We start from the raw sequence: 12933 nt of genomic DNA, 5'->3' as shown, positions 1-12933 counted from the left end.
CGATCTTGCCAAAATGGCTGAGATCGGCACCCTTTTCTCTAAAATCGCTGCTGGATGATCAGCAAATCGCTTTAGCAGTAACTTATTCGTTTGATTTCAACGCATCGATCATATTGACATGAGTCAGTTTCACATGGGTGACGTACATCACGATGATCGTAAAGAGAATCGTCATGCCACCGGCTAAAGCATAAGCCGGCCAATTGATCACTAATGGAAAGACCATGTTCTCCATCGAAGCTTGGATCAAAATAAAGTCAGTCAAGAAGTAACCTACCACGTAACCTGCGAGAATCCCAAATAACGTAAAGACGATATTTTCTCGTACGATGTACATAGTCACTTCCTTATTGTAAAACCCTAATACTTTGATAGTAGAAAGCTCGCGAATCCGCTCGGAAACATTGATGTTGGTCAAGTTATACAAGACGACAAAGGCTAATGCCCCTGATAATACAACTAAGATCAAGACAATGGCGTTCAAGTTACCCATCGAATCATCCTGCATTTTGATCTGAGTGGAAAGGAACGTCGTGTTTTTGACTTTGTCGGTATCTAACAAGGCTGTTGATAAAGCTTCCTCTTGTTTTTTCGTCATCGTCTTGCTTTTGACTAAGAACGCATTTGGTTCAAAGGTACTATTGGTGATTTCTTCATAAACGGTCGGCGACAGATAAAGAGAATTGCCTAAATAATTTTCTGCGATGCCACTAATAGGTACTTCATAGGCTTCTTGATCGCTGGTATAGAAGGTCAATGTATCGCCAACGTGCAAATCATATAATTCTGCGTACTTCATAGTCAGCACGGCACCCTCTGTTAATGACAGCTTCTGTCCTGCCGTCGTTTTCAAATGGACATAGTCTGCAAAAGCATCCTGATCTGCCGGAACCATCAAGGTCAGACTTTGTTTTCCTTGGTTAGTCGGTCGAATCTCGATCGTTTCATTGTAGACTAGCATCGAATGGGTCACAAGAGGCTCGTCTGTTAAAACCGTTTCAGCGGCAGCAACGGTTTCTTCCTTCGCATCATTTAAGGTCACGACGGCTTGATAATCCGTAATGGGCCCAAATTGTTTTGCAGTCACGGCACTTAGAGAATCTTTCAACCCAACGCCTGCCACCATCAGTCCCGTACAACCGGCGATGCCAATGATTGCCATGATCATTCGCGATTTGTAGCGGAAGATGTTACGGAAGCTGACTTTTTGATTGAAGCTTAAACGGGACCATAAGGGGGTAATTGCTTCTAATAAAATCCGTTTCCCGGGCTTTGGTGCGCGAACTTGCAGCAGCTGGGCAGGTTTTTCCCGCAATTCTTTGATCAGAACAAACAGACAGGCACCAAGCGTCGCCAGTAAAAAGGCGATTGCGGCCAAAATAATTGGCGACCAGACATAATAGACGCGAATCCCGTCTAAAAGATACCGTTCGCTGGATAGGAAATAGATCAAACGCGGCAACAGTTCGGTTCCTAATACGGCACCACTAATAATGCCAATGGCCGAAGAAAGGAGGGCATAAATCAAATATTTAAGGGAGATCTCGACTTTGCCATAGCCCATCGCTTTTAAGGTACCGATCTCTTTGCGGTTTTCTTCTACCATCCGCGTCAGTGTCGTAAAGGTGATCAACGCAGCGATAAAGAAGAAGAAGACAGGAAACACATTGGCGATCGCTGCGATACGATCAGACAGCCCACCATATTCTTGGAAACCGGGATTGTCTTTGCGTTGGTTGTAAAGATACGTCGGCTCTGCCAAGTCTTCGATCTCTGCCCGTTTTTCTGCCAGTGTTTGTTGGGCATCGGTTAGTTCTTGTTGCTGTTCATCTAATTGGTCTTGCTGCTGTGTCAATTCTGCTTCTCCAGCCGCCAATTGGCCTTCGAGGGCTGCTTGTTGTACGGGCGGCAGCTGTGCCAAGGCGGCTTGCTGTTGTTCTAGTTCCGCTTTGGCCTGATCCAGTTGTGCTTGTCCATCAGCTAACTGTTTTTGTCCATCGCGGACTTCTTTTTCTGCAGGGGCTAATTCATCAAAAGCGTCTTGTTGAATTTCTGCTAAGCGTTCCTTAGGACGGTCCGCAAACAGTTCCTCAATCGTTTCTTGATGGGCTGCCATCTTGTCGGTGTACGTATCGGAGTATGTTTCAAGCCCGGCGACATCATCAAAGGCGAGATAGAGGATCGATTTGACCTCCATCGTGAACTGTTCTTCCGGTACATAAGCAAAGTACGTCACGACACCGCTGCCGACATTTGCATAGCCCCGTTCGGCAGCACTGATATAAATGGGAGAAGTGGCAAACCCAACGATCGTATACTCTTTGTCCGACAGATTATCGGCATCATCGATCGTAAAAGTATCACCTATTTGCCAGCCATAATTTTTTGCTTCGGTGTCCAGCACGATTTCATCGGCTTTTTCTGGCAGTCGGCCGTCCTTCACCAGTAACTGGTTGAGTTCCTGTGAGGGGTCATAGGAGGTCACTTGCACGACTTCATCTGAATTGGCAGCGTAATAAAATTGATAGGCGGCTTCTGTGTGAGCACCGCTTTTTTCCGCGGCATCAATGTCTTCCTCTGTCAATCCCAGTGTTGAAGTGACTTGCAGATCTGCTAATTGCTGGCCGTTGACATATTCACTCGCGGAATGGTTCAGGATCGGGCCGGTTGCTTTGACACCGACAAAGAGAAACGTTCCTAAAAAAATGATCAAGGTGATTGCGATAAAGCGGCCTTTTGATTGGCGAATCTCTCGCAAACTTGCTTTAAGATAGGTCTTATTTTTCATCAGATCCTCCTACCAAACGATTTCATCGATCGAGATGGGATGAGGATTCTCTTCAATGGAACGGACAGTGGCATCGTTGATATGGATCACCCGATCGGCGATCGGGGCAATGGCGCTATTATGGGTGATGATCAACACCGTATTGCCATTTTTCCGGCTAGCGTTTTGCAAAAGCTTCAACACTTGTTTTCCTGTTTCAAAGTCCAAAGCACCAGTCGGTTCATCGCATAGCAGCAGTTTCGGGTTTTTGGCTAACGCCCGAGCGATCGATACCCGCTGCTGTTCCCCACCAGAAAGCTGAGAAGGAAAGTTGTTTTTGCGGTTTTCTAACCCGACTTGGGCCAAGACTTCATCAGGATCGAGTGCATTCGGTGAGACTTCAGTAGCCAATTCAATGTTTTCTTTTGCTGTCAGATTTGGGACCAAATTATAAAACTGGAAGACAAACCCAACGTCTGTGCGGCGGTATTCTGTTAATTGTTTGTCGTTAAACTTCGCGATATCGACATTGTCGATAATGATTTCTCCTTCATCTGGCGAGTCCATCCCGCCTAAGATATTCAAAACGGTCGATTTTCCGGCACCACTAGGTCCAAGAATCACCACTAATTCGCCTTCTTCAATGGCAAAGGAAAGATCATTGTTGGCAGTGATAGTGGTTTCGCCCATCTGATAGCGTTTATATTCATTCTTTACTTCAACATAACTCATTAATAAAGCCTCCATTTTTTAAACACGTGTTGATTTAATCACATGGTGTTAGTATACTAAGAAAGAAAAGTAAGAGCAATCCTCAATGCTTGCTTATTTGTCATTAAATAGACAAATATTGATTAAATGTACAGAGAAAAGGGGAAACGATATGGTAGGGACTGTCGGGAACCGTCGAACGATCTACTCGAAAAAAGTGATCCGGCGCGCCTTTCAGGAGTTATTGTTGGAAAAAGAGTATCGCAAAATCACGATCAAAGAGATTGCGGAACGAGCAGATATCAATCGGGGAACATTTTATAAATATTATAAGGACACAGCCGCTTTGTTGGAGGAGATCGAAGGGGAGCTCGTTGAGCAGATCGCATCGAACTTGCAGCAGGAAAATTTGTCATTGGATCTTTGGCTGGAAAAACTATTGACGATTTTGTATGAGAATCCTAGTACCACCCATTTGATTTTGTTGAACAACAGCCATTTGCTGAATCTTTTGTTGTCAGAAATCAAACCGGAGACCTTGAAACGATTTGCCCAATACTTTCAAGATGCTTCCGAGGAAGAATTGGAACTGTGCCTTAGCTTTTTTGTCTGCGGGTCTATCGGTTTGATCGAACGCTGGCTCAAAGATTTTTCAACGATGCCGCCAAAAGCTGTCGCTGATCTATTGATTCAAATTTTTGTGACTAATGTGTATGAAGAAAAGAAGGGCTAAAAAAGAGGGGATGATCCAATAACTAAAAAGGAACGCAGCAAGAGACAATTTGCTGCGTTCCTTTTTCTCTTAATCAACGAGGCGTTCATCGTTCATCCCAAAGTATTGATGCAACGGTTTTTGCCGTGCTTCTAATAATTGATCGACGGTCACGAATTCGTAGCCTTCGTTTTTGAGTGTTTTAATGACTCCCGGTACGGCTTTCACAGATTTCGGGTGAATATCATGGATCAAGATCATGGCACCATTAAAGACATTTTGTTGAACCAAGGCATTGATTTTCTTCGGATCCTTCAATTTCCAGTCTTGAGAATCGATGTCCCATTGAATGATCGGCATGCCGATGGTTTCTGCGCTTTGTTTGTCGATAGCGCCATAAGGGGGCCGTAAATTCCTAGGTAGTAAACCCGTCGCATTGTAAATGGCTTTATTGGTTTTCGTAACTTCTGCCTGCAAATCTTCCGCTGAAAGAGTATTCAGCTGCGGATGAGAGTAAGAATGACTGGCGATCTCGTGTCCAGCTTCTTGGACTTTTTTGGCGGCTTGCGGATATTGCTCAACCATTTGTCCCAGCATAAAGAAGGTCGCTTTGACGTCATTTTCTTGTAAGATGTTCAAAAGATCCATAGTGGAGGTACTGTTGGGTCCATCATCAAAGGTCAATGCCACGTATTTTTTATTGGGGTCAAGACTTGGCAAGGCATTGTTGAGTTGGTCAGCAGCCACGAGATCAGGATCAATGAATGGGGCGATCTCGCTGTAAGACAGGGTGATTTCTGTCGCTTCCGTCTGATTTTTTGGCAATTCGATGGTCAGCTTTTCCGGATCATAAGTAAATTTCGAATCGAAGGTGATCCGCTCCATAGCCAAGACGGCGTCGATGATTTTTGCGGGTTCCTTGGCTTGATCCAGCAGTTTCTGTTGAATGACTTGTTGAATACCTAATAAGCTGCCTTCATCAGGAACAAGTTCTTTCAAAGACAATTCGGTTTGCGTCTTCTCTGATACGAAGATCGGTGCATCTGTTAAACGATCAGCATCTTCAAAACGACCGGTTTCTCGATTCCATACATAGCTGTCGGCTTTTAATGAATAGGTAGAGACTTTTGCAGCTACCGTTTGTGCTTGGATACGGGCAACGGTGACGACTTCTTTTTCCGTTTGTTTTTTGCGCAATGACTCAGCGGCTTTTGTCAACCGGTCTTTGATATCTTTGATGGGAAACGTATCGAGGTCTTGCGGGCGGTAGATCAGTTCTTTGTTTGTTCCTTCTGAGAGCACTTCAGGCGATGTTTTTAACCCATTTTGGCTTTGTTCTGCTTGGATTGATGCCAGTAATTTCTCTGCAGCTGCCTCATATTTTGCTTTGGCCGCAACTTCTTGTTGGTGCAAGGTGTAAAGAACCGAGCCAGCCGTTGCGATCAAAACGATCAATAATAAGGCAAATAAGGAAAAAATGGCTTTCCGATACGGCTTCTTTCTCGAGGGTGGTCCTTTCGGTCTTTCTTCAGCTGATGCTGTTCGTTTTTGATTATTGTTTGGTTTCTTGTGCAAGTCACTCCGACGGGCATAGGTCTTTCGTTCGGGCATTGGTGAAGCTCCCTTCATTCCATCCTAAATTATGCCCACGTTACCATAAGTCACAGGCACTTTCAACGATCATGCCCGGTTTCTGATAGAGGATTAAAAAGACAAAGGGATTTTTCTAATTATTCGCTTAAAAATTACAGCCTTGTTGCGTTGTTTCTCTTGCAAGAAGTGATCAAAGTGGTTAGGGGGATGGAAACCACTCTAGGCTACGTAAACAAGAAAACCCCTAGGCAACAGCTCACGCGGTGTGACTGTTCTCTAGGGGTTGCTACTGAGGTTACTAAGGCTTAGGCTTTTTCAATTTTTGTCAGTCCGCCCATATAAGGAACCAGAACTTCTGGTACCGTTACACTGCCGTCTTCGTTTTGATAATTTTCAAGCACTGCGGCTACCGTCCGACCGACAGCCAAACCAGAGCCGTTTAGTGTATGCATGTAGTGAATCTTGCCCTCTTGATCACGGTAACGGATCATGGCACGACGTGCTTGGAAGTCTTCACAGTTTGAGCAAGAGCTGATCTCACGATACATCTCTTGGGCAGGGATCCATACTTCTAAATCATAGGTCTTCGCTGCAGAAAAGCCCATATCTCCTGTACACAAGCTAAGCACACGGTAAGGTAAATTGAGTTTTTGCAAAATATCTTCGGCATTAGCCGTCATTTTCTCTAATTCTTCATAAGAATGTTCTGCATCACTGAATTTCACCATTTCGACTTTATTGAATTGGTGCAAGCGAATCAAACCGCGAGTGTCACGGCCAGCGCTGCCGGCTTCTGAACGAAATGATGGGCTCAAGGCAGTGAAGTAGGCAGGGAGCTGTTCTTGTTCTAAGATCTCCCCTTGATAGTAGTTGGTCAAAGGTACTTCCGCAGTCGGGATCAAAGTCAAATCAGTGTCTGCCAATTGGAAAACATCTTCTTTAAACTTCGGAAATTGCCCAGTACCGAACATTGCTTGGCTGTTGACGATATACGGGGTGATCATCTCCGTATACCCATGCTCATAAACATGCTGATCCAACATGAAGTTGTATAAGGCACGTTCCAAACGAGCACCTAAGCCTTTGTAGTAAACAAAACGGCTACCAGAAACTTTGGCACCCCGCTCAAAGTCGAGAATCCCCAAGTCTTCTGCGATCTCCCAATGGGGTTTTGGTTCAAAGGCAAAGGTTTTTGGGTCTGCCCAACGGCGGACTTCTACATTGTCATCTTCATCTTTGCCCACCGGAACAGAATCATTCGGCAAGTTCGGCAACGTCGTGGCGATCTCTTTGATGTCTTCATCAATTTGAGCGATCTCTTCATCCAATTGCTTAATTTGGCTGCCGACTTCTTTCATTTGGGCAATTTTATCTGCCGCATCTTCTTTCGCCCGTTTCAAGGCGGCGATCTCACCAGAAACCTCATTACGCAATTTCTTGCGCTCTTCCGTTTGGACTAAGAGTTCTCGGCGACGCTCATCAAGTGTTAAAAAGCGGTCCAACACTTCTTTTTGGACACCTCGTGTTGCGAGTTTGCTTTGTACTTCAGCAAAATTTTGGCGAATCATTTTTACATCTAACATAGTGATACATCCTCCTTTGATTTTTCCATAGAAAAAAGGCCATTCCAATCCCGTATTGCTTGGGACGAAATGACCATTCGCGGTGCCACCCAAGTTCAGCTTGCGCTGCCCTTGCTGCTCGTATCGTGAGCCAACGATTTTTCTTTCGAAAAATACACGTTAAAGAACTGGATTCTATTTTTTCCAACACTGATTTTCACCAACCATCAGCTCTCTATACAGATGAAAAAAATATACTAGGTTCTGTGCCTTGATTATTTTCTCTAGCATACCCAAAAAATGTTGGGTCGTCAACCATAGGTTTGTGTGTTGGATAAGTTGTTGCGTTTCAACGGGAGATGGATAATAAAGGACGTCCATTCCGGCGTTGACTTGGCATAGATATAGCCGCCATGTAAGGCGACGATGCTTTGAGCGATCGCTAGACCTAAGCCAGTTCCTCCTGTTTCTTGAGAGCGGGATTCTTCCACTCGGTAGAAACGGTCGAATAGAGAATCAAGGGCTTGCTTAGGGATCATTTGCCCATTGTTTTTGACTGTTAAGATCGCTTCGGTCCCGACTTTCTCGACTTCCATGCGGATCTTATCGGCGCCTTTGCCGTATTTCAAGGCATTCGAAAGCAAGTTATTGAAGACCCGCACCAGTTTTTCGGTATCGCCATCCATCTCGATGTGTTCCGGACGGGTGTATGTTTCAATCTTGATGCCTTTCCGACTAGCTTCTAATTCAAAGTCCGCCGCCAATTGTTCCACTAGCTGGGCCATGTCAAATTCCATCACATTGATTGGGACGCTAGGCTGGCGCACTTTTGTGTATTCAAACAAATCATCGACAAGGGATTTCATTTGCTTGGCTTTGACATACGCCGTATGGGTATATTTCAGCAATTCTTCTTCTGAATGGTATTGTCGATCTTCAATTAGACCTAAATAGCCGATGATCGAAGTCAACGGTGTTCGAATGTCATGACTGACATTGGTAATCAGCTCATCTTTGGATTGCTCGATCCGCCGTTCATCTTCAATCGCCGCCACCGTACTGTCGACTAAGCCATTGATATTAGAAACGATCCGACTTAAATCGCCCCGTAACTCGAAGGGGATGCGATGATCGTAATTGCCTTCCGCAATAAAATGAAGCTCGCTGATGATGTGACGTAGCTGCATTTGATGGTAGCGACGAATCAAACGCCAATATAAGACGATCACATCTAATAGGAAGAACATCGGTAGAATGAAGTTGCGCCCACTGCGGAAGATATCTGTATTAAAGGCAGATGTGAAAGCATTCTTCGATGCGTAGATGGCATCAACTAAATCTGGTGAATTTTCAACGATTGAGGTCAAGATGACCAAAATAGCGATATTTAATAGAAGTAAAAGAACAATCGTTACAATTCCTTCGGCAAATAACTCACTGATTTCCTTTGAGGTCAGCGTGATCCGTTTCTTTTTTTCGATTGGTGTGTTGCGCTTTTTTTCAGTTGGTTTACTTCGCATCTATTTTGTAGCCGACCCCCCATACTGTTTGGATGACTTTTTCACCATCCGTGGCTTCTTCGATCTTATCTCGTAAGTGACTGACATGGACCATAACTGTTTTGGCAGAAACGACACTTTCTTGTTTCCAAACTCGTTCAAAAATCTCATCGGCGCTAAAGACACGGTTCGGATGCGATGCCAGCAAGTAGAGGATACCGAATTCTAATGCAGTCAATTGAATTTCGTTGCCATCGACGGTTTTTACTTCATGGGAATCGCGATTGATAATAAGGGAGCTTACTTCTAGAATCTCTGGTTGATTTGAAGCAGCCTGCATCTTGGTTCTTCTCAATAGCGATTTTACCCTGGCCATAACTTCTAATGGGTTGAAAGGTTTGGTGACATAATCATCAGCACCGGCGACCAATCCACGAATCTTATCCATATCGGTTGTTTTAGCGGTCAGCATAATAATAGGGATTTGGGATTCTTTTCTCAATTCTTTCACGACTTGCATGCCATCCATTTCTGGCATCATGATATCTAAGATCAATAGTTCGATATCAGAAGTGGTGCGGATCTTGGTCAGTGCTTCTTTTCCATCATATGCTTTGACCGATTCATAACCTTCATTGTGTAAATAAATGCTTAATAGTTCTACGATCTCTTTGTCATCATCTGCTACAAGTATTTTCATACTGGGTCCTCCTAGGAACAATATTCTTTTCTCCATTTTAGCAAATATTCCACAAAATAGATAAAATCATACTTAAATTTATAAGAATGATAGGAATTAAGAAAACACAAAAAGGAAAAAGACGAACGATAGGCAAATAATAACGGAAAAAGTCCTTAAAAAAGGCGGAAATCACGGACTAAAAATCACGAATCATCTTTGGAAACGGAGTAACTAGAAACGTTGGTCTATCAATCATTTTATGGTTGACGAATAGCGCAAGTCTTGGTATATTATTACATGTGCCAAATGACTAAACGAATTCGTAAAAAGAATTTAAAAAAGTGGTTGACGCACAGCTCGACAGATGATATTATAACGAAGTCGCAATTTTAAAATAGTTAATCGATGTTGATACATCAACAAAATTAATTAAAAAAAGTTGTTGACAAATAACAAATCATTTGTTATTCTAATGAAGTCGCTGAGACAGCCGCTACGAAGTTGAAAAACAACGGGCGAAAAAAACTTTTTAAAAAAGAGTTGACAATCAACTGTCGCTCTGATATGATATAAAAGTTGCTAACACAGCACTGTAGACCTTTGAAAACTGAACAAAGCAAGCAAACGAACCAATGTGTAGGACGTTTCAATTTATTGAAACAAATACATGCAAGCAATAGCTAGCAAAGTTAATTTTTATGAGCTTAATGACCGTATGGTCATTCAAACAAATCATTATGAGAGTTTGATCCTGGCTCAGGACGAACGCTGGCGGCGTGCCTAATACATGCAAGTCGAACGCTTTTTCTTTCACCGGAGCTTGCTCCACCGAAAGAAAAAGAGTGGCGAACGGGTGAGTAACACGTGGGTAACCTGCCCATCAGAAGGGGATAACACTTGGAAACAGGTGCTAATACCGTATAACACTATTTTCCGCATGGAAGAAAGTTGAAAGGCGCTTTTGCGTCACTGATGGATGGACCCGCGGTGCATTAGCTAGTTGGTGAGGTAACGGCTCACCAAGGCAACGATGCATAGCCGACCTGAGAGGGTGATCGGCCACACTGGGACTGAGACACGGCCCAGACTCCTACGGGAGGCAGCAGTAGGGAATCTTCGGCAATGGACGAAAGTCTGACCGAGCAACGCCGCGTGAGTGAAGAAGGTTTTCGGATCGTAAAACTCTGTTGTTAGAGAAGAACAAGGATGAGAGTAAAACGTTCATCCCTTGACGGTATCTAACCAGAAAGCCACGGCTAACTACGTGCCAGCAGCCGCGGTAATACGTAGGTGGCAAGCGTTGTCCGGATTTATTGGGCGTAAAGCGAGCGCAGGCGGTTTCTTAAGTCTGATGTGAAAGCCCCCGGCTCAACCGGGGAGGGTCATTGGAAACTGGGAGACTTGAGTGCAGAAGAGGAGAGTGGAATTCCATGTGTAGCGGTGAAATGCGTAGATATATGGAGGAACACCAGTGGCGAAGGCGGCTCTCTGGTCTGTAACTGACGCTGAGGCTCGAAAGCGTGGGGAGCAAACAGGATTAGATACCCTGGTAGTCCACGCCGTAAACGATGAGTGCTAAGTGTTGGAGGGTTTCCGCCCTTCAGTGCTGCAGCAAACGCATTAAGCACTCCGCCTGGGGAGTACGACCGCAAGGTTGAAACTCAAAGGAATTGACGGGGGCCCGCACAAGCGGTGGAGCATGTGGTTTAATTCGAAGCAACGCGAAGAACCTTACCAGGTCTTGACATCCTTTGACCACTCTAGAGATAGAGCTTCCCCTTCGGGGGCAAAGTGACAGGTGGTGCATGGTTGTCGTCAGCTCGTGTCGTGAGATGTTGGGTTAAGTCCCGCAACGAGCGCAACCCTTATTGTTAGTTGCCATCATTTAGTTGGGCACTCTAGCGAGACTGCCGGTGACAAACCGGAGGAAGGTGGGGATGACGTCAAATCATCATGCCCCTTATGACCTGGGCTACACACGTGCTACAATGGGAAGTACAACGAGTTGCGAAGTCGCGAGGCTAAGCTAATCTCTTAAAGCTTCTCTCAGTTCGGATTGTAGGCTGCAACTCGCCTACATGAAGCCGGAATCGCTAGTAATCGCGGATCAGCACGCCGCGGTGAATACGTTCCCGGGCCTTGTACACACCGCCCGTCACACCACGAGAGTTTGTAACACCCGAAGTCGGTGAGGTAACCTTTTTGGAGCCAGCCGCCTAAGGTGGGATAGATGATTGGGGTGAAGTCGTAACAAGGTAGCCGTATCGGAAGGTGCGGCTGGATCACCTCCTTTCTAAGGAATATTTCGGAAGACTACACATCGTTTGCCTTTGTTCAGTTTTGAGAGGTTTACTCTCAAACAAATTTGTTCATTGAAAACTGGATATCGAAGAAAAAATCAAAACAAGTAACACACACCGAGTTGAAATGTTAAAAGAGTTTTTTAATAAGTTCAACGCTTATTTTCTTGAGCAACCTTCTATCGCTAGAAGAAGTACTCAAAACCGACCGTAAGGTCAAAGGTTAAGTGAATAAGGGCGCACGGTGGATGCCTTGGCACTAGGAGCCGATGAAGGACGGGACTAACACCGATATGCTTTGGGGAGCTGTAAGTAAGCTATGATCCAGAGATTTCCGAATGGGGAAACCCAGCATCTTTTATAGGATGTTACGTCTGCGTGAATACATAGCGCAGTCGAGGTAGACGCAGAGAACTGAAACATCTAAGTACCTGCAGGAAGAGAAAGAAAATTCGATTCCCTGAGTAGCGGCGAGCGAAACGGGAAAAGCCCAAACCAACAAGCTTGCTTGTTGGGGTTGTAGGACTCCGATATGGTAGTCTATTCAGATAGTCGAAATACTTGGAAAAGTATGTCAAAGAGGGTAAAAACCCCGTAGGCGAAATTTGGATAACACCTAGGAGGATCCTGAGTACGGCGGAACACGAGGAATTCCGTCGGAATCCGGGAGGACCATCTCCCAAGGCTAAATACTCCCTAGTGACCGATAGTGAACCAGTACCGTGAGGGAAAGGTGAAAAGCACCCCGGAAGGGGAGTGAAATAGATCCTGAAACCGTGTGCCTACAACAAGTTAGAGCCCGTTAATGGGTGATAGCGTGCCTTTTGTAGAATGAACCGGCGAGTTACGATAGCATGCGAGGTTAAGTTGAAGAGACGGAGCCGCAGCGAAAGCGAGTCTGAATAGGGCGAATGAGTATGTTGTCGTAGACCCGAAACCATGTGATCTACCCATGTCCAGGTTGAAGGTGCGGTAAAACGCACTGGAGGACCGAACCCACGTACGTTGAAAAGTGCGGGGATGAGGTGTGGGTAGCGGAGAAATTCCAAACGAACTTGGAGATAGCTGGTTCTCTCCGAAATAGCTTTAGGGCTAGCCTCGGAATTG

General features: G+C 44.9%; 7 protein-coding genes, 2 rRNA genes and 1 other annotated feature (1 of these 10 cut by a window edge). Of the genes, 3 read left to right on the top strand and 6 right to left on the bottom strand.

The window, feature by feature from the left end:
• Positions 1 to 82 precede the first annotated feature (82 nt).
• Entirely contained in the window at positions 83 to 2788 is a 2706-nt protein-coding gene (locus IGJ42_RS16725) for an FtsX-like permease family protein (protein WP_005232940.1), read from the bottom strand.
• Positions 2789 to 2797: 9 nt separating this feature from the next.
• A complete protein-coding gene (locus tag IGJ42_RS16720) occupies positions 2798 to 3499 on the bottom strand; it encodes an ABC transporter ATP-binding protein (RefSeq protein WP_008376960.1) in 702 nt (233 codons plus the stop codon).
• Positions 3500 to 3584: 85 nt separating this feature from the next.
• On the opposite strand from IGJ42_RS16720, the gene IGJ42_RS16715 reads away from it, so the two are divergent.
• Positions 3585 to 4211 carry a TetR/AcrR family transcriptional regulator gene (locus IGJ42_RS16715; RefSeq protein WP_005232942.1) on the top strand — a complete coding sequence of 209 codons (627 nt, stop codon included), beginning with the start codon at positions 3585 to 3587 and terminating at the stop codon, positions 4209 to 4211.
• A 69-nt stretch (positions 4212 to 4280) separates the two neighbouring features.
• Here IGJ42_RS16715 and IGJ42_RS16710 read toward each other — a convergent pair whose 3' ends face one another.
• From IGJ42_RS16710 to IGJ42_RS16695, 4 genes are all read right to left on the bottom strand, one after another.
• The gene (locus IGJ42_RS16710) at positions 4281 to 5801 is read right to left on the bottom strand and encodes a polysaccharide deacetylase family protein (RefSeq protein WP_429946923.1); all 1521 of its coding nucleotides are present in this window, start codon (positions 5799 to 5801) and stop codon (positions 4281 to 4283) included.
• A gap of 287 nt (positions 5802 to 6088) precedes the next feature.
• Positions 6089 to 7366, bottom strand: coding sequence for a serine--tRNA ligase (gene serS, locus IGJ42_RS16705; RefSeq protein ID WP_005232944.1), 1278 nt, complete (start codon positions 7364 to 7366; stop codon positions 6089 to 6091).
• A 57-nt stretch (positions 7367 to 7423) separates the two neighbouring features.
• Positions 7424 to 7621 (bottom strand) — a binding site (T-box leader).
• Positions 7622 to 7656: 35 nt separating this feature from the next.
• Positions 7657 to 8865 carry a sensor histidine kinase gene (locus tag IGJ42_RS16700; RefSeq protein ID WP_005232945.1) on the bottom strand — a complete coding sequence of 403 codons (1209 nt, stop codon included), beginning with the start codon at positions 8863 to 8865 and terminating at the stop codon, positions 7657 to 7659.
• Positions 8855 to 9544, bottom strand: a complete 690-nt coding sequence (locus IGJ42_RS16695) for a response regulator transcription factor (protein ID WP_008376963.1) — start codon at positions 9542 to 9544, stop codon at positions 8855 to 8857. The genes IGJ42_RS16700 and IGJ42_RS16695 overlap by 11 nt, the downstream gene beginning before the upstream one ends.
• 715 nt (positions 9545 to 10259) lie before the next feature.
• Here IGJ42_RS16695 and IGJ42_RS16690 point away from each other — a divergent pair.
• Positions 10260 to 11819, top strand: a 16S ribosomal RNA gene (locus IGJ42_RS16690).
• Between the two features lie 228 nt (positions 11820 to 12047).
• Positions 12048 to 12933: ribosomal RNA gene (locus IGJ42_RS16685) — 23S ribosomal RNA — on the top strand (it continues 2029 nt past the right edge of the window).
• Together the 16S and 23S rRNA genes form the textbook arrangement of a ribosomal RNA operon.

This window comes from Enterococcus sp. DIV1067f (assembly GCF_050543505.1).
Lineage (GTDB): Bacteria > Bacillota > Bacilli > Lactobacillales > Enterococcaceae > Enterococcus_D > Enterococcus_D entomosocium.
Note: the sequence above shows the minus strand (reverse complement) of the source record. Positions and strands in the feature narration are given on the sequence as shown.

Coding starts and splice junctions, on each gene's coding strand:
- IGJ42_RS16720 (WP_008376960.1), bottom strand. CDS start 3,499: ATGAGTTATGTTGAAGTAAAGAATGAATATAAACGCTATCAGATGGGC.
- serS (WP_005232944.1), bottom strand. CDS start 7,366: ATGTTAGATGTAAAAATGATTCGCCAAAATTTTGCTGAAGTACAAAGC.
- IGJ42_RS16695 (WP_008376963.1), bottom strand. CDS start 9,544: ATGAAAATACTTGTAGCAGATGATGACAAAGAGATCGTAGAACTATTA.
- IGJ42_RS16715 (WP_005232942.1), top strand. CDS start 3,585: ATGCTTGCTTATTTGTCATTAAATAGACAAATATTGATTAAATGTACA.
- IGJ42_RS16725 (WP_005232940.1), bottom strand. CDS start 2,788: ATGAAAAATAAGACCTATCTTAAAGCAAGTTTGCGAGAGATTCGCCAA.
- IGJ42_RS16710 (WP_429946923.1), bottom strand. CDS start 5,801: ATGCCCGAACGAAAGACCTATGCCCGTCGGAGTGACTTGCACAAGAAA.
- IGJ42_RS16700 (WP_005232945.1), bottom strand. CDS start 8,865: ATGCGAAGTAAACCAACTGAAAAAAAGCGCAACACACCAATCGAAAAA.